This window comes from Chelatococcus caeni (assembly GCF_014196925.1).
Lineage (GTDB): Bacteria > Pseudomonadota > Alphaproteobacteria > Rhizobiales > Beijerinckiaceae > Chelatococcus_A > Chelatococcus_A caeni.
Window position 1 is genome coordinate 25,494 of the sequence record NZ_JACIEN010000010.1, and the last position, 21,382, is coordinate 46,875.

A 21,382-nucleotide genomic window follows, 5' to 3' on the forward strand; every position below is an offset into this window, starting at 1 on the left:
CCTGCGTCACGACCCTCACCCCCACAGGGGTACGGGAGCCCCGTCAGCAGGGTTGGGTCAGCGCGAGGCCGCAGCCGTCGAGGAAGCGCAGCATCTTCTCGCGCCAGGGCGCGGTGTCGATCCGGCGCTCGGCGAGCCAGGCCGGGTCGTAGTAGGTGGAGCTGTAGCGCTCGCCCGCGTCGCACAGCAACGTGACGACGGAGCCGCTGCGGCCGGCGGTCATCATTTCGCTGACGATGGTGGCGACGGCCCACATGTTGGTGCCGGTGGAGCCACCGACGCGCCGGCCGAGGAGTTCGCTCGTCACCTGCATGGCTGCGATGCTCGCCGCATCCGGCACGGCGATCATCCGGTCCACCACCTCGGGCACGAAGGACGGCTCGGCGCGCGGCCGGCCGATGCCCTCGATGATGCAGTCGCAGCGCTCGAGCTCCCTGAGGCTGCGGTCAGCATAATGGCGGTGGAAGATGGAGCCCTCGGGATCCGCCACGCACAGGCGCGTCGCGTGCTTCTGGTAGCGGATGTAGCGCCCGAGCGTCGCCGAGGTGCCGCCGGTGCCGGCCCCGCACACGAGCCAGGCCGGGATGGGCGCCGGCTCGAGGCGCATCTGCGTGAAGATGGATTCGGCGATGTTGTTGTTGCCGCGCCAGTCCGTCGCCCGCTCCGCATAGGTGAACTGGTCGAGATAGTGGCCGCCGGTTTCCTCTGCGAGGCGGCGGGCCGTCTCGTAGACGGCCTTCGGATCGTCGACGAAATGGCTCTCGCCGCCATGGAAGGCGATGGCCGCCACCTTCTCCGGCGAGGTCGAGCGCGGCATCACGGCGATGAAGCGCAGGCCGAGCAGCCGGGCGAAATAGGCTTCCGACACCGCGGTCGAGCCGCTCGAGGCCTCGACCAGCGTCGTCGCGGGGCCGATGCGGCCGTTGCACAGGCCGTAGAGGATGAGCGAGCGGGCGAGCCGGTGCTTGAGGCTGCCGGTGGGATGGCTCGATTCATCCTTCAGGTAGAGCGTGATGCCGGGCGCCCTGGGCAGGTCGAGCCGCACCAGATGCGTGTCGGCCGAGCGGTTGAAATCCGCCTCGATGCGGGCAATCGCCTCGTTGAGCCAGGCGCGGCTGCAGATGCCCGCCGCGAGGGCGGACGGAAGTTCGTCGGCAGGATGGGTTCTCATGCGGCAAGACTAGTCGTCGATCGGCGCAAAGGGATTGCTTTGTGGCGCCCGTCCGCCCCGCTCGGGGGAATGGCATTCTCCCCCGGAGCGCCGCCGCGGGTCATCCTTGCGCTTTTGCGGCGCACCATCCGCCGTGATCGATAAAAAGCCGCCGGCCGGATGCGTCGGATCCGGCCGGCGGCGGCTGAAGGCTGCGCCCGTTGTGGCGCTTGTCAGACCCCCCTCCGGGTCTTCGCCGAAAGAAAAAGCATCAACCGTGCCAACTGCGACGCGGCCGGAAAGAGCCGGGTTTCCGTGCGCCTGCCCGGCCTGGACAATGCCGGAGGCGCCCGAAAAGGCGTCAGCTCATTTCGCAGCTGCACAATGCGGCGGCAGACGAAGCGCCGAAGTGGAGCGGGCCGCGATCAGCTCAGCATCTGGGTATCGCCGCAGATCGAGATGGCCTGGCCGGAAATGGTGCGTCCGCGCGGGCTCGCGAGGAAGACGATCTGGTCGGCGATCTGCTGTGGGGTGACGTAATCCTTGATCGAGGTGAAGGAGAAGGCGCGCTCCTCCATCTCCTTGAAGCTCAGGCCGCGCTGCTGGGCCTTGGCCTCCAGCACGCGCCGCTGCCGGTCGCCGGCGACGAGGCCGGGCAGGATGGCGTTGACGCGGATGCGGTCCCCCCCGAGCTCGATGGCGAGCGACTTGGTGAAGCCGATGACGCCCCATTTCGCGGCGGCGTAGGGCGAGCGCAGCGCGAAGCCGAGGCGTCCCGCCACCGAGGCGAGATTGACGATGGAGGCGTTGCCGCTCTTCCTGAGGTGCGGCACGGCGAGGCGCGCGCAGTTGAACTGGCCGGTGAGGCACACGGCGACGCAGCGGTCCCAGTCCTCCGGGTTGATCTCGTCGACCTTGCCTGTCGGCCCGGCGATGCCGGCGTTGTTGACGAGCACGTCGAGCCCTCCGAGCGCGGCGAGGGCCTCCTCGAACAGCCGTGCGACCGAGGCCCGGTCCGCCACGTCGCAGGTGGAGCGCGTCAGGGCCGGATCGCTCCCGGCGAGCGCGTCGAGCGCCACCGTGTCGACGTCGCACACATGCACGCGGGCTCCCTCGCGCACGAAGGCGCGGGCGATTTCGAGGCCGATGCCGTTCGCGCCCGCTGTCACGAGTACACGCAGGCCCTTGATGTCGAGATCCATTGCCCTCTCCGTTCCGTCCCTTTGGTTCGTCAGTCCGCGAGCTGCCCGCGGGAGATGATGAAGTCCGCCGCGTTGCGGATGTCCTCGGCGATGGCGGCGCGGGCCGCCGCGCCGTCCTTCGCGATGATGGCGGCGAGCGCCGCGGCGTGCCGCTCCCGGGCCCCGCCGCTCGTCAGCCGGTCCGGATTGGCCCTGAGGTCGAGGTTGAGGATCGGCCCGACCTTGAGCCACAGCCCGCGGATGATCTCGACGAGGATCGGCGAGCGCGCCGCCCCGTAGATCGCGAAATGCAGGTTCTTGTTGAGCTCGACCGACAGTGGCGCGTCGGGCTTCTCGGCATGGCTCTCCAGCCGGAAGGCCTCCTCGCAGCGGCCGATGGCGGCCAGGTCCTCGTCGTCGCGCAGCAGCGCCGCCTGCTCGGTGGCATAGCCCTCGATCTCGATGCGCACGCGCGCCAGGTCGCGGAATTGCTCGGTCGTCATGATCGGCACGCGCACGGCCCGGTTGGGCGCCACTTCGAGCGCCCCGTCCGCCACGAGACGGCTCACCGCCTCGCGCACCGGCATCATCGAGACGCCGAGCGCCTCGGCCGCGCCGCGCAGCGAGAGCTTGTCGCCCGGCGCGAGGCGGCCGGAGACGAGAAGCTCGCTCAGTTGCGCATAGGTCCGGTCGCCCAGGGTCTGGCGGGCAAGCGGCGCGATCTCGTTGAGGGCGGGGGCGAGCGGCAAGGGTAACCTCAAAAAAGACTCGACATCAGCCGAGACATGGGAAAATCTAACTGTGATCACAGATCACGGCAAGCGCCGAACGCATCCGCTCAGAGATGCGACGCCTGCGGGGCTTCAGGCCCAAGTGATTGGAGACGATCGATCGGCCACCGGGTGAGCGCATCGGGCGGCAGGTTGATCGGGGGATGGAAAACCACGCCGCAGGAAGCGGCCAAAGCCCAAGGGGGAGGTCATGACAGTCAAGGATCATCTGTCCCGTCGCGGTCTGCTGAAGGGGGCGGCCGGCACCGCGCTCGTCGCCGGGCTCGGCATGCCGGCCATCGTGCGTGCCCAGTCCGACGTCATCCGCTTCGGCCACCTCACCCCGCGCACGGGCTTCCTCGGGCCGCTCGGTGAATATGCGGTCATGGCGGCCGATCTGGCGGTGGAGGAGATCAACGCCGCGGGCGGCATCCTCGGCCGCAAGGTCGAGATCCTGAAGGAGGATTCGGTCAATCCCCAGACGGCCTCGACCAAGGCCGAGCGCATGGTGGAGCGCGACAAGGTGACCTGCATCGTGGGCGAGATCTCCTCGGCCTCCTGCCTCACCATCGCCCAGGTCGCCCAGCGCACGAAGACGCTCTTCGTCAACACCGGCGGCAATTCGGACGCATTGCGCGGCAAGGACTGCAAGCGCTTCATGTTCCATGTGGAATCGCAGAATTCCATGTATGTGAAATCGGTCGGCCGCTCGTTCATGCAGGAGGGGCTGGTCAAGGGCAAGAAGTGGTATTCGCTCACCGCCGACTATGCCTTCGGCCACGACCTGCTCTCGGTCGCCAAGCGCTTCATGGAGGCGAACGGCGGCGAGTTCGCGGGCGACGACCTCGTGCCGACGGACGCGACCGACTTCTCCGCCTATCTCATCAAGATCCGCTCGGCGAGCCCCGACCTCGTGGTGCTGAACCTCGCCGGCGCGCAGATCACCAACTTCCTCAAGCAATATGCCGAGTTCGGCCTCACCTTCCCGATCGGCGGCTTCGGCTTCGATACGGCGCTCGCCTGGGCGGCCGGCAAGGGCAATTTCGTCGGCACCTGGCCGGTGGTCTGGCACCATCTCCTCGAGACGCCCGGCTCGAAGGCCTTCACCGAAGGCTTCGTCAAGAAATACGGCAAGCCGCCGGAGAACCAGGCCTGGGGCGACTACATCGCGCTCAAGATCATCGCCCAGTCGATGAACGAGCTGAAATCGACGGAATCGCTGCAGCTCGTCGAACATTGGGAGAAGGGCGCCAAGTTCGACGTGCTGAAGACGCGCGAGGGCTATTTCCGCGATTTCGACCACCAGCTCATGCACGAGATGTATGCCGTGACAGCCCTGCCGGCGGACAAGGTTGAGAACCAGTGGGACATCTTCACCTCGTCCGGGCCTGTCCCTGGCCCCGACGAGCCGCTCGACGCCATCGCCGCGACGCGCGAGGAGAATGCCTGCACCTTCCCGGCGTGAGGAGGAGCGCAACCGCCTCGCCGTGGGCTGGTTAAACGTGGTGGCGCGATGATCCCTTCCCTTTGGGGGAGGGTGGATCGGTCCGAAGGACCGAGACGGGTGGGGTTATGGCCGGGATATCGCTTGCGGTGTCCGCCGGTGGCCCTCTCCGTTGCTGCTTCGCGGCGCCACCTCCCCCTAAGGGGGAGGATCAGGCCGCCGGGACGCCAATGCCGATAGAGAGTTCAGGGTATGGCACGCCCCGCCGCCCAGCCGTTAACGACCGCCGGAGCATGACCTCGTGACCTTCACGCTCTTCCTGCAGCAGGTGCTCAACGGCCTGCTCGACGGTGTGTACTACCTTCTCATCGCGCTCGGCCTGTCGCTGATCTTCTCGCTCGGCGGCATCGTCAACCTGGCGCACGGCGCCTTCTATGCCATCGGTGCCTATCTCACGATCGTCCTGTCGCCCTATATCGGCTTCGGCGGCTCCTTCGTCGTCTCGCCGGTTGCGGTGGCGCTGCTCGGCGTCCTCATCGAGCGCGTCCTGTTCACGCGCTTCTACCGCACGGATCCGATCTATTCACTCCTGCTCACCTTCGGCCTCGCCATGGTCGCGGAGCAGGCGCTGCGCATGATCTTCGGCGCGCCGCCCTTGTCCTATTCCATCCCGCCGGCCCTGCGCGGGCAGGTGTTCATCGGCGACTTCATCTATTCCTACTACCGCTCGATGCTGCTCGTTGTCGCGGTGGCCTGTATCGCCGGGCTCTGGTTCCTCCTGCAGAAGACCGCCTTCGGCCGCGTGGTGCGGGCCGGCGTGCAGAACCCGGACATGGTCGGCGCGCTCGGCATCTCGCTGCAGCCCTACATGTCGGCCGTGGCCGCGCTCGGCATCGGCCTTGCGGGCCTTGCCGGCGTGCTGCTCGCGCCGATCTATTCCGTCCATCCCGCCATGGGCGCGGAGATCATCACGCCGGCCTTCGTCGTCGTCGTCATCGGCGGCCTCGGCTCCTTCTGGGGCGTCGTCGTCGCGGCGGTGCTCGTCGGCCTCGTCAAGGGACTGATGGTGGCGGTCGGCTATTCCGCCGGCTCCACGGCCGCCATCTACCTCCTCATGTTCCTCGTCCTCCTGTTCAGGCCGCGCGGCCTGTTCGGCGAGCGCATCACCCGCTTCGAGTGAGGCGCAGCACAATGCAGAAATATTCCTCGCTCGCCATCGCGGCCGTCGGGCTCATCGTCCTGCCGTCCGTGCTGCTCGCGCTCGGCCTCACCATGACCTCGGCGGCCGAGGTCGTCATCTTCGCCATCGCCTGCATGGCGCTCAACATCCTCGCCGGCCACACCGGGCTCATCTCCTTCGGCCATGGCGCCTGGTTCGGCATGGCGGCCTATGTCGCCGGCATTGCCCAGCGCGAGCTCTTCCCGGGCTCGTTCGTGGCGCCCGTCCTCCTCGGCCTCGGCGCCGTCCTCATCGTCTCGACGGTCTTCGGCTATCTCATCCTGCGCCGGCGCGGCGTCTATTTCTCGCTGATGACCCTGGCGCTCGCCGCCATGCTGCATGTCGTCGCCTTCCGCTGGACGGAGGTGACCGGCGGCGAGAACGGCCTCGGCGGCATCACGCGCCCGCAATGGTTCGGCATCGATTTCGAGAGCTCCACCGCCTGGTACTGGTTCGTCGCGGCCGTCGGCTTCCTCGTCGTCGTGCTGCTGTGGCGCTTCCACAACTCGCCCGTCGGCACCGTCCTCGTCGCCATCCGCGAGAACGAGCAGCGCGCACGCTTCCTCGGCTATGCGACGAACCGCTACAAGCTCATCGCCTTCGTCGCTTCGGCCGTCATCACCGGCCTTGCCGGCATGCTGCTGCTCTACAAGAACCGCATGACCTCGGCCGAGCCGATCTCGGTGGCCTTCTCCGGCGAATTGCTCGCCATGGTCGTCATCGGCGGCATGCGCAGCTTCCTCGGGCCGGCGCTTGGGGCTCTGTTCTTCATCCTCTTCCGTGAATTCCTGTCGATCTACACCGAGAACTGGCTGTTCTGGTTCGGCCTTCTCTTCGTCGCCTTCATCGTCTTCTCGCCCACCGGCCTCGTCGGTATCGGCGAGCGCCTTCTCGTGCCGTTCCGCAAGAAGACGGAGGAGGCCGCGGCGATGGCGGCGCGCAAGGTGGAGAACCTGCCGCTGCCGGAGTTCCTGAAGCCGGCCGAGCATTTCAACAGCGCGCTGCTCGAGGCGCGCGGCGTCGTCAAGCACTTCGGCGGCATCAAGGCCGTCCAGGGCTTCGACATCGCCGTCGAGGACCGCACCCTGCACGCGCTCATCGGCCCCAACGGCGCCGGCAAGACGACGGCCTTCAACCTCCTGTCCGGCATGTACGTGCCGGATGAAGGCACGATCACGCTCGCCGGCCGCTCCATCGCCGGCATGGCGCCGGAGGCCATCTGCCGAGCCGGCATCGGCCGCTCGTTCCAGATCACCAATCTCTTCCCGGCGCTCAGCGTCGAGGAGAACATCCGCCTCGCGGTTCAGGCGCGCCACCACGAGCGCTTCAACGTCTTCCGGGAGGCGCGCGCCATCGCCGAGATCAACGGCGAGACGACCGAGGTCGTGCGCTATCTCGGCGTCGCCGGCATCGAGCGCGCCGAGGCCGGCTCGCTCTCCTACGGTGGCCAGCGCCTGCTCGACATGGGGCTGGCGCTCGCGACGCGCCCGCGCATGCTGCTCCTCGACGAGCCGCTCGCCGGCCTCGCCGCGGCCGAGCGCGAGCGCATCGGCAACATCATCAAGCGGCTTTCGGCGGACGTGCCGGTGCTGCTCGTCGAGCACGACATCGACCGCGTCTTCAAGCTCGCCGACCATGTGACGGTGATGAACGACGGGCGCTTGCTGCTCGACGGCACGGTGGAGGACGCGCGTTCGAGCCCGAGGGTGCAGGAGGTCTATATCGGCTCCGGCGCCGCCCATGTCGCGGCCAGGCCCCGCGAGACGGCGGCGCGCCCTGAGCCGATCCTGACGCTCCGCGACGTCCACACCTATTATGGCAAGAGCCATATTCTGAACGGCGTCGGCTTCACCGTGCACGAGAACGAGATCGTGGCGCTGCTCGGCCGCAACGGCGCCGGCAAGTCGACGCTGCTGAAGTCCCTCGTCGGCATCGCCCCGGCTGCGCGCGGCTCCATCAGCCTCGCGGGCGAGGAACTCCTCGGCCGCCCCTCGGCGGAGGTGGCGCGCCTCGGCATCGGCTATGTGCCGCAGGGGCGGGGGCTCTTCGCCGGCATGACGGTGGCAGAGAACCTGGAGCTCGGCCGCCTCAAGCGCCGCACCGGCAACGGCATCCACTGGGATCTCGAGCGCATCTACGACTATTTCCCGCGCATCCGCGAGCGGCTCGACACGCCGGCGGACTACCTCTCCGGCGGCGAGCAGCAGATGGTTGCCGTGGCGCGGGCACTGTCGGGCGACGTGCGCGTGCTCCTGCTCGACGAGCCCTTCGAGGGCCTCGCCCCGGCGGTGGTCGAGCAGCTCTTCGAGAGCTTCGATCGCCTGCGCAAGGAGGTCGCCATCATCATCGTCGACCATCACCTCGATCTCGCGCTCGCCCTGTCCGACCAGACGGTGGCGCTGGAGCGCGGCGAGGTCATCCACGCCGGCCCGTCGAAGGCGCTGCGCGAGGATCTCGACCTGCGCCGCAAGGTGCTGTGGTTATGAGGAGGCAGCGGTGCCGAGGGGCAGGCTATCCCTCCCCCCTTGTGGGGGAGGGTAGGGAGGGGGGGGCGTATGAAGGATGCGATGTCCTTTCGGCAGGACCCCACCCCTGCCCCTCCCCACAAGGGGGAGGGGGCCAGCCGCTCGCGCTGCTTGAGAATTGAGCTGGGAGAACCTGACACATGCCGACCGCCGCCATCGTGGGAGCAGGCCTCATCGGCCGGGCCTGGGCCATCGTCTTTGCTCGTGCCGGCTGGGACGTGCGCCTGTGGGATCCGCATCGGCCGACCCTCGCCGAGGCGCCGGCGCTCATTGCCCGTGAATGCGAGGAACTTGCCCGCCACGGGCTCGTCGACGATGTGGCAGCCGTCGCCGCCCGGGCGCACGTCGCCGCCTCCCTTGCCGAAGCGGTGGGCGAGGCGGACATCGTGCAGGAGAACGGGCCGGAGAAGGTGGAAGCCAAGCGCGCCATCTATGCCGATCTCGACCGGCTGGCGCGGCCCGATGCCATGCTCGCCTCCTCGACCTCGGCCATCGTCGCCTCGCTCTTCACCGAGGATCTGCCCGGCCGGGCGCGCTGCCTCGTCGCCCATCCCGTCAATCCGCCGCATCTCGTGCCGGTGGTGGAATTGTGCGGCGCGCCCTGGACGGCGTCCGAGACGATGGAACGTGCCCGCGCCATCTACGAGGCCGTCGGCCAGGTGCCGGTCACGGTCAGGAACGAGATCGACGGCTTCATCCTCAACCGCCTTCAGGGCGCGCTGCTGGCCGAGGCCTTCCGCCTGGTCGAGGAGGGCTATGTCTCGCCGCAGGACCTCGACCACACGGTGAAGGATGGGCTCGGCCTGCGCTGGTCCTTCATCGGCCCGTTCGAGACCATCGAATTGAATGCTCCCGGCGGCATGGCCGATTACTGCGCACGCTACACCGGCTTCTACAAGCGCCTCGCGGCCGACCCGGCCCGCCCGGAGGTCTACGACCCGGAGAACGTCGAGAAGGTCCTCGCCGCCTGGCACGGCTCGGGTGATCCGTCCCGCATCGCCGCGCGCAGCGAATGGCGCAACCGGCGCCTCGCCGCGCTCGCCGCCCACAAGAAGAGCCAGCCCGGTGACCCCTGATCCTTTTTCCCGACCAGTCGGAGTGTCCATCATGGCCCGTAAAGTCATCATCACCTGCGCCGTCACCGGCGCCATCCACACGCCCTCCATGTCGCCCGCCTTGCCGGTGACGCCGGAGGAGATCGCGGACGCCGCCATCGGCGCCGCCGAGGCGGGGGCGGCCATCGTCCACCTGCACGCCCGCAACCCTGAAACCGGCCAGCCCGACCAGTCGGCCGAGGCCTTCGAGCCCTTCCTCAAGATCATCAAGCAGCGCTCCGACTGCGTCGTGAACCTCACGACCGGCGGCGCGCCCTACATGACCGTCCAGGAGCGCGTGAAGCCCGCCGCGACGTGGAAGCCCGAAGTCGCCTCGCTCAACATGGGCTCCATGAACTTCGGCCTCTTCGGCATGCTGAACCGCTTCAAGGACTTCAGGCACGAGTGGGAGGAGAAGCACCTCGGCAACAAGGACATCGTCTTCCGCAATACCTTCCAGGACATCGAATACGTGCTGCGCACGCTGTCGGATGCCGGCACACGCTTCGAGTTCGAGTGCTACGACACGGCCCATCTCTACAACCTGGCGCATTTCCTCGACGCCGGCCTCGTCAAGCCGCCGCTCTTCGTGCAGACGGTCTTTGGTCTCCTCGGCGGCATCGGCGCCCATCCGGAGGACGTGCAGCACATGAAGCGCACGGCTGACAGGCTCTTCGGCGACAAGTACCAGTGGTCCGTGCTCGGCGCCGGACGCAACCAGTTGCCGATCGCAGCGATGGCCGCCGCCATGGGCGGCAACGTGCGCGTGGGGCTCGAGGATTCCCTCTGGGCCGGGCCCGGCAGGCTCGCTGAATCGAACGCCGAACAGGTGCGCCTTGCCCGCCAGATCGTCGAGGGCCTCGGCCTCGAGATCGCGACGCCGGACGAGGCGCGCCAGATCCTCGACCTCAAGGGCGGCGATCAGGTCGGCTTCTGAAGTGTTGCAGCAAAGCCTTATGGCTGTGGCGAAGTTGTGCGGCCTGCCTCTTCTTGCTTGCGCCCGGCAGGTCGCTCATGTCGAATGGCGCCACCTAAGACTCAAGGAGGTTCCATGCCGCGCTTCGTTGTGGCGCTTGCTGCTACGGGCTTTGCCCTCACGCTCGCCGCCTGCAATCTGTCACGCTCGGGCGTGGATGGAGACATCCCGTCCGGCACGCCGAAATATGTCGAGGATCAGTTGATGCAAACGCCGCTGCCGCGTGACGATCGCTTCGGCGGTGACGTGCTGGGCAACGGCCGCGGCTACTGATCCCGCGCGCGGCTGGAAGGCCGATCCACCGTCGGCAATATTCGAGATTCGAGAACCCGGAGGTCGCGCCGACCTCCGGGTTCTTTCGTTTCAGCCGAGCGCCCTGAGGTGCCGGATCGGCCGGCCGGGTGCCAGCGTCTCGGCGGCCGCGACGATGGCCTGCGTGTCGATGCCGTAGTGCCGGTAGAGATCGGCGAGGCTGCCCGTCTGGCCGAAATGCTCCACCCCGAGCGAGCGGGTGCGATGGCCGCCGACGGCGCCCAGCCAGGCGAGCGTCGCCGGGTGGCCGTCAAGCACGCTGACGATGCCGCAATGCGGCGGCAGCTTCTCGAACAGCCGCTCGACATGGCTCCGCGCGTGCACGAGGCCGCGCTCCCGGGCCCGGCTGGCCGCCGTCCAGCCGGCATTGAGCCGGTCGGCCGAGGTGACGGCGAGCAGGCCGACGTCGCGCCGGTCCTCCGCCATCAGGCCCACCGCGGCGATGGCTTCCGGCGCGATGGCGCCGGCATAGGCGACGACGATCTCCGCATTCGGCCCCGGCTCGCGCAGCCAGTAGGCCCCGTCGATGATGTCGCGGGCAAGATCCGCGCTCATCGTGCGCTGCGGCTGGGCGAGAGGCCGCGTTGACAGGCGCAGGTAGACTGAGCCGCCGGTCTCGTCGCGCAGCCATGAGCGGGCGGCGCTGCCGTCCTCGTCCGCGGCTTCGCCGCTGCGCTGCATGTAGTCGAAGGCAAAGCGCATGATGACGGAAAGCTCGTCGACGAAGGCGGGCTCGAAGGCCGCGAGCCCGTCCTGCGCCATGCCGATGAGCGGCGTCGCGATCGACTGGTGCGCCCCGCCTTCCGGCGCCAGCGTGATGCCCGCGGGCGTCGCCGTGAGCAGGAAGCGCGCATCCTGGTAGCAGGCATAGTTCAGCGCATCGAGCCCGCGGGCGATGAAGGGGTCGTAGAGCGTGCCGACGGGCAGGAGCCGCTCGCCGAACAGGCTGTGCGACAGGCCGAGCGCCGAGAGCATGATGAACAGGTTCATCTCGGCGATGCCGAGCTCCATGTGCTGGCCCTTGGGCGAGAAGTCCCAGTTGAAGGTCGAGGGAATGCGCTCCTGCCGGAAGGTGTCGGCCATCGCCTCGCGCGCGAAGAGCCCGCGCCGGTTGACCCACGGCCCGAGATTGGTCGACACGGTCACGTCCGGGGAGGTGGTGACGATGCGCTCGGCGAGCGCCGTGTCCGAGCGGGCGAGCTCGTTGAGCACGAGGCCGAAGCCCTGCTGGGTCGATATCTCCGCCTGCTTCGGCGCTGGCAGCTCCGCCGGCACGGGCACGCGCGGAGCGGTGAGCCGCCGCGCCCCGCGGGCGTTGAACGGCACGGCGTCGAGGAAGGCCTGCAGCTTGCGCGCATCGACGCCGAGGCCCTCGAAGTGGTCCCACTCGTGCCCCGGGCGGATGTTCATCGCCTTGCGGAAGCCCTCCATCTGGGCCGGCGTCATCAGCCCGGAATGGTTGTCCTTGTGCCCGGCGAGCGGCAGGCCGAAGCCCTTGATCGTATAGGCGATGAAGACGACCGGCTTGTCGTGCGCCTTCGCCGCCTCGAAGGCCGCGATGAGCGAGGGCAGGTCATGGCCGGCGAGGTTCGTCATCAGCCGTGCCAGCGCCTCGTCGCTGCGCCGCTCGATGAGCGCGGTGACCGGCCCCTGGTCGCCGATGTCGTCGAGGAGGCGCTTGCGCCAGGCCGCGCCGCCCTGGAAGGTCAGCGCCGAATAGAGCTGGTTGGGGCAGGTGTCGATCCAGCGCCGCAGCGCCTCGCCGCCCTTCTCGCGAAAGGCCTCCTCCAGCAGCGAGCCGTATTTCAGCGTCACCACCTCCCAGCCGAAGGCCGAGAATAGCGCCTCGAAACGCGAGAACAGCCCCTCGCGGATGACGGCATCGAGGCTCTGGCGGTTGTAGTCGATGATCCACCAGCAGTTGCGGAGGCCCTGTTTCCAGCCCTCGAGCAAGGCCTCGAAGATGTTGCCCTCGTCCATCTCGGCGTCGCCGATGAGGGCGACCATGCGCCCCTCCGGCCAGTCCTTCGCCCAGCCGTGCGCCTTGACGTAGTCCTGCACCAGCGAGGCGAACAGCGTCTGCGCCACGCCGAGCCCGACCGAGCCCGTGGAGAAGTCGACGTCGTCGATGTCCTTGGTGCGCGAGGGGTAGGACTGCGCGCCCTTGTAGGCGCGGAAATCGGCGAGCTTCTCCTTGCTCTGGTGGCCGAGGAGATACTGGATGGCGTGGAAGATGGGGCTCGCGTGCGGCTTCACCGCCACCCGGTCTTGCGGCCTCAAGGCCGAGAAGTAGAGCGCCGTCATGATGGTGGCGAGCGAGGCGGAGGAGGCCTGGTGCCCGCCGATCTTGAGCCCGTCCTCGTTGTCCCGCAGGTGGTTGGCGTTGTGGATGGTCCACGTCGCCAGCCACAGCACCTTCTTCTCCAGCGCGGAGAGATGGGCGAGGCGCTCGTCCGTCATGGCAGTCCCTCTGTCGTTCTGGGCGGCGGCGGCCGCGACAGGGTTAGCCTAGGGCGCGCAACGTGGCATAACTTGCCAAATTTGCCAGCGCACGTTCAAATCATGGCAATTATAGAGAGAAGATCTGGCTCCTGCGATGAAAAAACGCCACGTCGTCCTCGACGACATCGACCGGCGCATCCTCGCCGCCCTGCAGGCGGACGGGCGCACGACCATCCAGGCGCTGGCGGAGCGGGTCGGCCTCACCACCTCGCCCTGCCTGCGCCGCGTGCGCCTGCTCGAGGAGGCCGGCGTCATCCGGGGCTATGTCGCGGTGGTCGACCAGGCAGCCGTCGACCTGCGGGTCAGCGTCTTCATCTCCATCAAGCTCGAGCGCCAGCGCGAGGAGGAGCTCGACCGCTTCGCCGCCACCGTCTCCCGCTGGCCCGAGGTGATGGAATGCTACCTCATGACCGGCCAGCGCGATTACCTGATGCGCGTGGTCTGCGCCGACCTGCCGGCCTACGAGCGCTTCCTCAAGGAGAAGCTGACGCGCCTCGACGGGGTCGCCTCCATCGAGTCGAGCTTCGCGCTGGAGCAGGTCAAGCACACCCACGTGCTGCCCCTGCGCTGATGGCCGCTCACCGGAAGCGCTGCACGTGCTCGATGAGCGCGCGCAGCTTCGGGGCGACGTTGCGGCGGCTCGGGTAGTACAGGTAGAAGCCGGCGAAGCGCGGGCAGAAATCTTCCAGGAGAGGAACGAGCTCGCCCCGCTCGATGAAGGGACGAAAGCTCTCTTCCATGCCGAAGGTGATCCCGGCGCCGGCAAGGGCGAGCTTGATCATCAGCGCCATGTCGTTCGTCGTGATCTCCGGCGCGACGGCGACGCTGAACTCCTTGCCGTCCTCGGCGAACTCCCACCGGTAGGGCACGACCCGCGGGGCCGGGCGCCAGCCGATGCAGCGGTGGCGGGCGAGCGCGGCCGGATGCGACGGCAGGCCGAAGCGGTCGCGATAGGCCGGCGCGCAGACCGCGAGCTGCCGCTCGTCCCCGGCGATCGACACGGCGATCATGTCCTGCTCGATCACCTCGCCCAGCCTGACACCGGCGTCGTAGCCCTCGGCGACGATGTCGAACTCCTCGTCCGTCACCGTGATGTCGAGCTGGATCTCGGGATTGTCCTCGGCGAAGCGCGCCAGGAAGGGCCCGGACAGGAAGCGCTCCGCGATCGAGGAGACGGCGAGCCGCAACTGGCCGCGCGGCCCCGCCCGCAGGTTCCCGGTCGCCTCGACGGCGGTGCGCATGTCGGCGATCGCCGGGGCCACCTGCGCATGGAGGCGCTCGCCCGCCTCCGTCAGGCTGACGCTGCGCGTCGTGCGCTGCACGAGGGCGATGCCGAGCGTCTCCTCGAGCCGCCGGATGGTCTGGCTGACCGCCGAGCGGGTGACGCCCAGGCGGTCCGCCGCAGCCCGAAAACTGCGCTCCTCCGCCACGAGTACGAAGACGGCGAGGGCATTGAGGTCCGGCTGCATTGGTTAGAATTTCTTTCCGCAATGGCAACGAATGAGCATGTTATCGCAACAATGGGGCAGTCCTACCTTGGTGGCAACCGCCGCATGGCGGCCGAACACCAACGGAAACGGGAGATTTGCATGTCCCTCGACAAGGTCGTCCTCATCACCGGCGCATCGAGCGGCATCGGTGCCGCCATTGCCCGGGAGCTCGGCGCTGCCGGCGCCAAGGTCGCGCTGGGCGCCCGCCGCACCGACCGGATGGAGGCCCTCGCCGAAGAGATCCGGTCGACGGGCGGGGCGGCGATGGTGCGCCGCCTCGACGTCACCGACCGCGCCGATGTCGCCGCCTTTGCCGAGGCCGCGCGCGAGACCTTCGGCCGCGTCGACGTCATCGTCAACAACGCCGGCGTCATGCCGCTCTCGCTGATGGCTTCGCTGAAGGTCGACGAGTGGGACCGCATGGTCGACGTCAACATCAAGGGCGTGCTCTACGGCATCGCCGCCGTGCTGCCCGAGATGACCGGCCGCGGCTCCGGCCACATCATCAACATCGCCTCCATCGGCGCGCTCGCCGTCTCGCCCACGGCCGCCGTCTATTGTGCCACGAAATATGCCGTGCGGGCCATCTCGGACGGCCTCAGGCAGGAGCACGACAGCATCCGCGTCACCTGCATCCATCCGGGCGTGGTCGAGAGCGAACTCGCCGATTCGATCACCGACCCCGTGGCGGCCGAGGCGATGAAGACCTATCGCGCCATCGCCCTCAAGCCCGACGCCATCGGCCGGGCCGTCCGCTACGCCATCGAGCAGCCGGACGATGTCGACGTCAACGAGATCGTCGTCCGCCCGACGGCGACCAGGTGAGGGAGGCGAGAATGACCTTTGCTGCACGTTCGACGTATGGGCCGGCCGCCGCGGCGTTCCTGCTCGCCGCGGCCCCGGGGGCTGCGGTTGCCGAGACGACGCAGGAGCGCCTGCGGCGCGGCGATGCCGTCGTCAGGGGCCTGAACAACGGTGCCCCGCAGGCCGTGCTGGAGGGCATGCGGCGGGAGTTCCCGTTCCTCGCCGAAGCGACGGAGGGCTATGCGCTGGGCGATGTCTGGTCCCGGCCCGGCCTCGACAACCGCACGCGCCAGCTCGCCGCCGTCGCAGCCTTCGCCGCCATGGGTGAGCCTGGCTTCATGAAGGTCCATGCCGGCTACGCGCTCAACATCGGCGTCTCCGAGGAAGAGCTGAAGGAGATCATCTACATGGTGACCGTGCCGGCCGGCTTTCCCCGGGCGATCGCCGCCTCCCGGGCCCTGGCGGAGCTGTTCGCCGAGCGCGCCGCTTCCGGCCGCAGCCCCGAGGAGTGATGCCATGAACCATCGCCTGACGCTTTTCGCCGCCGCGCTGCTCGCAGGCGCGGCACTCCTCCCAGCCCAGAAAGGCCTTGCCCAGATGACCCCGCAACCGGAGCAGCCGGTGGCCCCGCCGGCCGAGAGCCACCCTTACGTCGGCATGTGGGTCACCGCCGACGGCCACATTCGCCACAACCTGCTGCCGAACGGCCGCTATGACGAGGCGCGCGGCGCCCGCGAGAGCGCCTATCAGGGCCGCTACGAGGTGCGCGGCAACCACATCGACTATTGGGACGATACCGGCTTCACCGCCGACGGCGAGTTCATCGACGGCGTCCTCCATCACGGCGGGATGATCCTCTACCGGAAGGAGTAGCGTCCGACGCGGCGCCCCGCCGCAGCGGGCGGCGGGCTCGACGGCGTCTGAAAGCGTGAAAGGGAAAGCTGGTGCGGGCGGTCGGACTCGAACCGACAAGGATTGCTCCGGCGGATTTTGAGTCCGCTGCGTCTACCAATTCCGCCACGCCCGCACATTTCCGCCGGCGTGAGCCGGGGCGCGGCGGATCATAGCGGCGGCGCAACGCCGGTCAATGCATTAGAAAGGATTGCCACGACATATCGATGTGCGAGGCTTTGTGCCGGTGCGGCTCGTTGGCCGATGGACAAGCGCCCGCCCGCCCGGTAAGCGAAGCCGATGTTCCGACGCCTCTACGACTGGACGCTCTCACTCGCCGGCCGGCCCCGCGCCACCTGGGCCCTCGGCGCGGTTTCCTTTTCGGAGAGCTCGTTCTTTCCCGTGCCGCCCGACGTCGTCTTGGTGCCGATGGCGCTGGCGCGGCCGGACCGGGCCTGGTTCTACGCCATGGTCTGCACGGTCACCTCGGTCGCCGGCGGCCTCCTCGGCTATGCGATCGGGGCCTTGCTGTACGATTCGCTCGGGCTGTGGCTCATCCAGCTCTACGGCTACGGCGACAAGGTGGAGACCTTCCGCAGCGCCTATGCGGAATACGGGCACTGGGTCATCCTGCTGAAGGGGCTCACACCGATCCCCTACAAGCTCGTCACCATCACCTCGGGTTTTGCCGGCTACGACCTCTTCTGGTTCATGCTCCTGTCCATCGTGACGCGCGGCGCCCGCTTCTACCTCGTCGCCGGGGTGATGCACCGCTTCGGCGGCCCCATCCGGCGCCTGCTCGACGAGCACCTGACGCTGGTGGCGTCCATCGTCATCGTGGGCATCGTCGGCGGCTTCGCCGCCGCGGTCCTTCTCTTCTGACGCCGGTGGCTTCAGCCGATCGTGAGATGCAACCCGATGTGACCTGTGGCCATCTGCGCCACATGGAAGGACAAGGCGTCCGGGACGGCGCCGACGGAGGACGAGGCGGATGAACGCACTGGCCGAGTTTCTGGCGAGCCCGCGGCGCGTCGCGCTCGCCGTCCTCCTCGCCGCGGCCGCGACCATCGGCGGCGCGCTCGTCTTCGAGCACGGCTTCGGCCTGCGGCCGTGCCCGCTCTGCCTCATGCAGCGCAATCCCTATTATGTGGCGATGCCCATCGCCCTCGGCCTCGCCCTGCTGCCGCCCCGGCCGGCACTGGAGCGGGCGAGCGGCGTCGGCCTGCTGCTGCTCGCCGTCGTCTTCCTCGTCAGCGCGGGCCTCGGCGCCTATCACGCGGGCGTCGAATGGGGCTGGTGGCTCGGGCCGAGCGACTGCGCCGGCACGGGCGGGGCGAGCCCCGAGGCGGTCGGCGACTTCCTGCAGAGCCTGCAGGGCGTGCGCGTCGTCAGCTGCACGGAGGCGGCCTGGCGCTTTCTGGGGCTGTCGCTGGCGGGCTGGAACGTGCTGATCTCGCTGGCCATTGCGGCCGTGGCGGCGCTCGGCGCGAAGGCGGCGCTGACGCGCGGCTGATCAGGGCTCGAGTTCGGTATCCCAGTAGAGATAGTCTAGCCAGCTGTCGTGCAGGTAGTTGGGCGGGAACTGGCGGCCGTTGTGGTGCAGGTCCTGCACGCTCGGGGCGTAGGGCAGCTGGCCGGGCCACATCCCGACATCCTCGGGCAGGCGGTCGCTCTTCTGCAGGTTGCACGGGGAACAGGCGGTGACGACGTTGTCCCAGGTGGTCTGCCCGCCCTTCGACCGGGGAATGAGATGGTCGAATGTGAGGTCTTCGCGGGAGCCGCAATATTGGCAGGTGAAACGATCGCGCAGGAAAACGTTGAACCGGGTGAAGGCGGGTTGTCGTGACGGTTTGACGTAGGTCTTGAGGCAGACGACCGAGGGCAGGCGCATCTCGAAGCTCGGACTTCGGACCGTTCGGTCGTAGTGCGAGAGGATGTTGACCCGCTCGAGGAAGACCGCCTTGATGGTGTCCTGCCAGCCCCAGAGCGAAAGCGGGTAGTAGCTCAACGGCCTGTAATCGGCGTTGAGCACTAGGGCCGGACAGGCATCCGGCGACACCGTCGATTGAGGCACGTGCACCGTCACGGGGGCCTCCGCTGGTTGGGGACCTCGCACGTGACGTGCGAATCCGTCAGCAGAGATAGTCTATAAACCGTGTGACGGGCTTGTGAAGCGCCAAGATGGAGGCAAGGGGCTGCGTCATTGCCGCAGCCGCGCCTTGGCGGGCCACCCTCAGCGGGTCGGAACCGGGTGTTCGCCCCGATAGTCGTAGAAGCCGCGCTTCGTCTTGCGGCCGAGCCAGCCGGCCTCGACATATTTCACGAGGAGCGGGCAGGGGCGGTACTTCGAATCGGCCAGGCCGTCGTAGAGCACCTGCATGATCGACAGGCAGGTGTCGAGGCCGATGAAGTCGGCGAGCTGCAGCGGCCCCATCGGATGATTGGCGCCGAGGCGCATGGCGGTGTCGATCGATTCGACCGAACCCACGCCCTCGTAGAGGGTGTAGATCGCCTCGTTGATCATCGGCAAAAGGATGCGGTTGACGATGAAGGCCGGGAAATCCTCGGCCAGCGTGGCCGTCTTGCCGAGATTGGCGACGAACGCCTTCGTGGCCTCGAAGGTCGGGTCCTCGGTGGCGATGCCGCGGATGATCTCGACGAGCTGCATCACCGGCACGGGATTCATGAAATGAATGCCGATGAAGCGCTCCGGCCGGTCGGTCGTGGAGGCGAGGCGGGTGATGGAGATGGATGAGGTGTTGGTGCCGATGATGGTTTCAGGCGGCAGGGCGGGACAGAGCGCCTCGAAGATCTTGCGCTTCGTCTCCTCGTTCTCCGTCGCCGCCTCGATGACGATGTCGCAGCGGGCGAGGGCCTCGTAGGTGAGGGCCGGCGTGATGTGCGCCAGCGCCTTCTGCTTCTCGGCCTCGGTGATCTGGCCTTTCGATTCCTGGCGGGAGAGATTGCCGTTGATGGTCGCAAGCCCGGCGTTGATGCGCTCCTCGCTCAAGTCGTTGAGCGCGACGTCGTAACCGGCGAGCGCGCAGACATGGGCGATGCCGTTGCCCATCTGCCCTGCGCCGATGATGCCTACTGTCCGGATCCGCTGAGACATGAAGTCCAATCCATCCCTGTCGATACCTGCCGACTTTCGCCGGCCGGCGCGCGTGGCGGCTCTCCAAAGCCGTCAAGCGCGGCAGCCGGGGGCTGTCCCGCGCTCTGTTTTAATCACTCTCCGGGGCGAACGCCACGGAAACCGCTCGCGGCGGTTGCCGTGGCGCGCGCGTCAGCGGCCGATCTTCGCGAGCTCCTCGCCGAGTTCGGGCAGGGCGGTGAAGAGGTCGGCGACGAGGCCGTAATCCGCCACCTGGAAGATGGGCGCTTCCTCGTCCTTGTTGATGGCGACGATGACCTTGGAATCCTTCATGCCGGCGAGGTGCTGGATAGCCCCCGAGATGCCGACGGCGATGTAGAGTTCCGGCGCCACCACCTTGCCGGTCTGGCCCACCTGCCAGTCGTTCGGCGCGTAGCCGGCGTCGACCGCCGCGCGCGAGGCGCCCATGGCGGCGCCCAGCTTGTCGGCGATGGGCTCGATCACCTTGGTGAAGTTCTCGGCCGAGCCGAGGGCGCGCCCGCCGGAGATGATGATCTTGGCGGAGGCGAGCTCGGGACGGTCGGACTTCGACAGTTCCTCGCCCTTGAACGAGGAGAGGGCCGGATCCTGCCCGGCGGCGACCTGCTCGACCGGCGCCGAGCCGCCCTGGCCGGCGGCCTGGAAGGCGGCGGTGCGCACGGTGATGACCTTCTTGGCCTCGCTCGTCTCGACCGTCTGGATGGCGTTGCCGGCATAGATCGGCCGCTCGAACGTGTTCGGCGAGACGACCTTGGTGATCTCCGACACCTGCATGACGTCGAGGAGGGCCGCGACGCGGGGCATGACGTTCTTGCCCGTCGTCGTGCCGGGCGCGACGAGGGCGTCATAGCCGCCCGCGAGCGACACGATGAGGTCGGCGAGCGGCTCGGCGAGGCGGTGCTCGTAGAGCGGCGCATCGGCGAGAAGCACCTTCTCGACGCCCTCGAGCTTGGCGGCAGCCTCGGCCACGGCGCCGCAGCCGGCGCCGGCGACGAGGACGTGCACCGGCCCGCCGAGCGCCTTGGCCGCGGTGAGCGCCTTGGCGGTGGCGTCGTTGAGGGTCTTGTTGTCGTGCTTGGCGAGAAGCAGCGTCGTCATCTTAGAGAACTCCCGCCTCGTCCTTGAGTTTCTGCACGAGCTCGGCGACCGAGCCCACCTTGACGCCGGCCTGGCGCACGGGCGGCTCCGCCGTCTTCAGCACCTTGAGGCGCGGCGACACGTCGACGCCGAGCGTCTCGGGGCTCGTCTCGTCGATCGGCTTCTTCTTCGCCTTCATGATGTTCGGCAGCGAAGCGTAGCGCGGCTCGTTGAGGCGCAGGTCCGTCGTCACGATGGCCGGCAGCTTCAGCGTCAGCGTCTGCAGGCCGCCGTCGATCTCGCGCGTCACGTCCACGGAGCCGTCGCCGATCACGACCTTGGAGGCGAAGGTGCCCTGCGACCAGCCGAGGAGGGCGGCGAGCATCTGGCCCGTCTGGTTGGCGTCGTCGTCGATCGCCTGCTTGCCCATGATGACGAGGCCGGGCGCTTCCTGCTCGATGACCTTCTTCAGCACCTTGGCGACGCCGAGCGGCTCGGTGGCGACGTCGGTCTTGACGAGGATGCCGCGGTCGGCGCCCATGGCAAGGCCGGTGCGGATGGTCTCGGCCGCCTGCTGCGGGCCGATCGACACGACGACGATCTCGCTCGCCTTGCCCGCCTCCTTGAGGCGGATGGCCTCCTCGACGGCGATCTCGTCGAAGGGGTTCATCGACATCTTCACATTGGCGAGCTCGACACCCGAGCCGTCCGCCTTGACGCGGATCTTGACGTTGTAGTCTACGACCCGCTTCACGGGCACCAGGATCTTCATCGACTTGAGTCCTTTCGACCGAGGACCGACATGGGACGCCCT

The 21,382-nt window shown here is 68.2% G+C and carries 21 protein-coding genes and 1 tRNA gene; 12 read left to right on the top strand and 10 right to left on the bottom strand.

The annotated features are described in order from the left end of the window. Window positions 1-43: 43 nt before the first annotated feature. From GGR16_RS24755 to GGR16_RS24765, 3 genes are all read right to left on the bottom strand, one after another. On the bottom strand, window positions 44-1,171 hold the full coding sequence (locus tag GGR16_RS24755) for a PLP-dependent cysteine synthase family protein (protein ID WP_183318780.1): 1,128 nt from the start codon (window positions 1,169-1,171) through the stop codon (window positions 44-46). A gap of 404 nt (window positions 1,172-1,575) precedes the next feature. After that, a complete protein-coding gene (locus GGR16_RS24760) occupies window positions 1,576-2,352 on the bottom strand; it encodes an SDR family oxidoreductase (RefSeq protein ID WP_183318782.1) in 777 nt (258 codons plus the stop codon). Between the two features lie 29 nt (window positions 2,353-2,381). Continuing rightward, window positions 2,382-3,080, bottom strand: coding sequence for a GntR family transcriptional regulator (locus tag GGR16_RS24765; RefSeq protein ID WP_019402228.1), 699 nt, complete (start codon window positions 3,078-3,080; stop codon window positions 2,382-2,384). A gap of 232 nt (window positions 3,081-3,312) precedes the next feature. Between GGR16_RS24765 and GGR16_RS24770 the strand changes: the two genes are divergently transcribed. The 6 genes from GGR16_RS24770 (at window position 3,313) to GGR16_RS24795 (ending at window position 10,632) form a co-directional block, all read left to right on the top strand. Then, on the top strand, window positions 3,313-4,566 hold the full coding sequence (locus GGR16_RS24770; protein WP_183318784.1) for an ABC transporter substrate-binding protein: 1,254 nt from the start codon (window positions 3,313-3,315) through the stop codon (window positions 4,564-4,566). A 280-nt stretch (window positions 4,567-4,846) separates the two neighbouring features. Further along, a complete protein-coding gene (locus GGR16_RS24775) occupies window positions 4,847-5,725 on the top strand; it encodes a branched-chain amino acid ABC transporter permease (protein WP_019402226.1) in 879 nt (292 codons plus the stop codon). 11 nt (window positions 5,726-5,736) lie between these two features. Next, window positions 5,737-8,250, top strand: a complete 2,514-nt coding sequence (locus GGR16_RS24780; RefSeq protein ID WP_183318786.1) for a branched-chain amino acid ABC transporter ATP-binding protein/permease — start codon at window positions 5,737-5,739, stop codon at window positions 8,248-8,250. Between the two features lie 179 nt (window positions 8,251-8,429). Next, window positions 8,430-9,365 (top strand): 3-hydroxyacyl-CoA dehydrogenase, encoded by a 936-nt coding sequence (locus GGR16_RS24785; RefSeq protein ID WP_183318788.1) that lies wholly within the window; start codon window positions 8,430-8,432, stop codon window positions 9,363-9,365. 31 nt (window positions 9,366-9,396) lie between these two features. After that, complete coding sequence (kce, locus tag GGR16_RS24790; protein ID WP_183318790.1) at window positions 9,397-10,320, top strand: 3,5-dioxohexanoate:acetyl-CoA acetone transferase; 924 nt, start codon at window positions 9,397-9,399, stop codon at window positions 10,318-10,320. Window positions 10,321-10,434: 114 nt separating this feature from the next. Further along, window positions 10,435-10,632, top strand: coding sequence for a hypothetical protein (locus GGR16_RS24795; RefSeq protein WP_019402222.1), 198 nt, complete (start codon window positions 10,435-10,437; stop codon window positions 10,630-10,632). A 90-nt stretch (window positions 10,633-10,722) separates the two neighbouring features. Here the strand turns inward: GGR16_RS24795 and GGR16_RS24800 are convergent, their stop codons facing one another. Continuing rightward, on the bottom strand, window positions 10,723-13,131 hold the full coding sequence (locus GGR16_RS24800) for a transketolase (RefSeq protein WP_019402221.1): 2,409 nt from the start codon (window positions 13,129-13,131) through the stop codon (window positions 10,723-10,725). A gap of 136 nt (window positions 13,132-13,267) precedes the next feature. Here GGR16_RS24800 and GGR16_RS24805 point away from each other — a divergent pair, with 136 nt between their 5' ends. Beyond that, on the top strand, window positions 13,268-13,744 hold the full coding sequence (locus GGR16_RS24805; RefSeq protein ID WP_183318792.1) for an Lrp/AsnC family transcriptional regulator: 477 nt from the start codon (window positions 13,268-13,270) through the stop codon (window positions 13,742-13,744). A 7-nt stretch (window positions 13,745-13,751) separates the two neighbouring features. Here GGR16_RS24805 and GGR16_RS24810 read toward each other — a convergent pair whose 3' ends face one another. Continuing rightward, window positions 13,752-14,642, bottom strand: coding sequence for a LysR family transcriptional regulator (locus GGR16_RS24810; protein WP_183318794.1), 891 nt, complete (start codon window positions 14,640-14,642; stop codon window positions 13,752-13,754). A 120-nt stretch (window positions 14,643-14,762) separates the two neighbouring features. Here GGR16_RS24810 and GGR16_RS24815 point away from each other — a divergent pair, with 120 nt between their 5' ends. The 3 genes from GGR16_RS24815 to GGR16_RS24825 all read left to right on the top strand — a co-directional run bounded on the left by GGR16_RS24815 (window position 14,763) and on the right by GGR16_RS24825 (window position 16,340). Continuing rightward, window positions 14,763-15,488, top strand: coding sequence for an SDR family oxidoreductase (locus tag GGR16_RS24815; protein WP_183318796.1), 726 nt, complete (start codon window positions 14,763-14,765; stop codon window positions 15,486-15,488). An 11-nt stretch (window positions 15,489-15,499) separates the two neighbouring features. Continuing rightward, window positions 15,500-15,979, top strand: a complete 480-nt coding sequence (locus GGR16_RS24820) for a carboxymuconolactone decarboxylase family protein (protein WP_183318798.1) — start codon at window positions 15,500-15,502, stop codon at window positions 15,977-15,979. 85 nt (window positions 15,980-16,064) lie between these two features. Continuing rightward, entirely contained in the window at window positions 16,065-16,340 is a 276-nt protein-coding gene (locus GGR16_RS24825) for an Atu4866 domain-containing protein (protein WP_246373313.1), read from the top strand. Between the two features lie 69 nt (window positions 16,341-16,409). Here the strand turns inward: GGR16_RS24825 and GGR16_RS24830 are convergent. Then, window positions 16,410-16,494, bottom strand: a tRNA-Leu gene (locus GGR16_RS24830). A 164-nt stretch (window positions 16,495-16,658) separates the two neighbouring features. Between GGR16_RS24830 and GGR16_RS24835 the strand changes: the two genes are divergently transcribed. Beyond that, window positions 16,659-17,240, top strand: a complete 582-nt coding sequence (locus GGR16_RS24835) for a YqaA family protein (RefSeq protein WP_019402215.1) — start codon at window positions 16,659-16,661, stop codon at window positions 17,238-17,240. Window positions 17,241-17,349: 109 nt separating this feature from the next. Further along, window positions 17,350-17,871: a disulfide bond formation protein B gene (locus GGR16_RS24840; protein WP_183318800.1), complete on the top strand. Its 522-nt coding sequence runs from the start codon at window positions 17,350-17,352 to the stop codon at window positions 17,869-17,871. On the opposite strand, the gene GGR16_RS24845 is transcribed toward GGR16_RS24840, so the two are convergent. The 4 genes from GGR16_RS24845 to GGR16_RS24860 form a co-directional block, all read right to left on the bottom strand. Beyond that, on the bottom strand, window positions 17,872-18,444 hold the full coding sequence (locus tag GGR16_RS24845) for an HNH endonuclease (RefSeq protein WP_019402213.1): 573 nt from the start codon (window positions 18,442-18,444) through the stop codon (window positions 17,872-17,874). A 147-nt stretch (window positions 18,445-18,591) separates the two neighbouring features. Then, window positions 18,592-19,473, bottom strand: coding sequence for a 3-hydroxybutyryl-CoA dehydrogenase (locus tag GGR16_RS24850; RefSeq protein ID WP_026015138.1), 882 nt, complete (start codon window positions 19,471-19,473; stop codon window positions 18,592-18,594). 171 nt (window positions 19,474-19,644) lie between these two features. Then, the gene (locus GGR16_RS24855; RefSeq protein ID WP_183318802.1) at window positions 19,645-20,589 is read right to left on the bottom strand and encodes an electron transfer flavoprotein subunit alpha/FixB family protein; all 945 of its coding nucleotides are present in this window, start codon (window positions 20,587-20,589) and stop codon (window positions 19,645-19,647) included. Between the two features lies 1 nt (window position 20,590). Continuing rightward, window positions 20,591-21,340, bottom strand: a complete 750-nt coding sequence (locus GGR16_RS24860; RefSeq protein WP_019402210.1) for an electron transfer flavoprotein subunit beta/FixA family protein — start codon at window positions 21,338-21,340, stop codon at window positions 20,591-20,593. Window positions 21,341-21,382 lie beyond the last annotated feature (42 nt).

Coding starts and splice junctions, on each gene's coding strand:
- GGR16_RS24755 (WP_183318780.1), bottom strand. CDS start 1,171: ATGAGAACCCATCCTGCCGACGAACTTCCGTCCGCCCTCGCGGCGGGC.
- GGR16_RS24760 (WP_183318782.1), bottom strand. CDS start 2,352: ATGGATCTCGACATCAAGGGCCTGCGTGTACTCGTGACAGCGGGCGCG.
- GGR16_RS24770 (WP_183318784.1), top strand. CDS start 3,313: ATGACAGTCAAGGATCATCTGTCCCGTCGCGGTCTGCTGAAGGGGGCG.
- GGR16_RS24780 (WP_183318786.1), top strand. CDS start 5,737: ATGCAGAAATATTCCTCGCTCGCCATCGCGGCCGTCGGGCTCATCGTC.
- GGR16_RS24785 (WP_183318788.1), top strand. CDS start 8,430: ATGCCGACCGCCGCCATCGTGGGAGCAGGCCTCATCGGCCGGGCCTGG.
- kce (WP_183318790.1), top strand. CDS start 9,397: ATGGCCCGTAAAGTCATCATCACCTGCGCCGTCACCGGCGCCATCCAC.
- GGR16_RS24795 (WP_019402222.1), top strand. CDS start 10,435: ATGCCGCGCTTCGTTGTGGCGCTTGCTGCTACGGGCTTTGCCCTCACG.
- GGR16_RS24800 (WP_019402221.1), bottom strand. CDS start 13,131: ATGACGGACGAGCGCCTCGCCCATCTCTCCGCGCTGGAGAAGAAGGTG.
- GGR16_RS24805 (WP_183318792.1), top strand. CDS start 13,268: ATGAAAAAACGCCACGTCGTCCTCGACGACATCGACCGGCGCATCCTC.
- GGR16_RS24810 (WP_183318794.1), bottom strand. CDS start 14,642: ATGCAGCCGGACCTCAATGCCCTCGCCGTCTTCGTACTCGTGGCGGAG.
- GGR16_RS24815 (WP_183318796.1), top strand. CDS start 14,763: ATGTCCCTCGACAAGGTCGTCCTCATCACCGGCGCATCGAGCGGCATC.
- GGR16_RS24820 (WP_183318798.1), top strand. CDS start 15,500: ATGACCTTTGCTGCACGTTCGACGTATGGGCCGGCCGCCGCGGCGTTC.
- GGR16_RS24825 (WP_246373313.1), top strand. CDS start 16,065: ATGACCCCGCAACCGGAGCAGCCGGTGGCCCCGCCGGCCGAGAGCCAC.
- GGR16_RS24835 (WP_019402215.1), top strand. CDS start 16,659: ATGTTCCGACGCCTCTACGACTGGACGCTCTCACTCGCCGGCCGGCCC.
- GGR16_RS24840 (WP_183318800.1), top strand. CDS start 17,350: ATGAACGCACTGGCCGAGTTTCTGGCGAGCCCGCGGCGCGTCGCGCTC.
- GGR16_RS24850 (WP_026015138.1), bottom strand. CDS start 19,473: ATGTCTCAGCGGATCCGGACAGTAGGCATCATCGGCGCAGGGCAGATG.
- GGR16_RS24855 (WP_183318802.1), bottom strand. CDS start 20,589: ATGACGACGCTGCTTCTCGCCAAGCACGACAACAAGACCCTCAACGAC.
- GGR16_RS24860 (WP_019402210.1), bottom strand. CDS start 21,340: ATGAAGATCCTGGTGCCCGTGAAGCGGGTCGTAGACTACAACGTCAAG.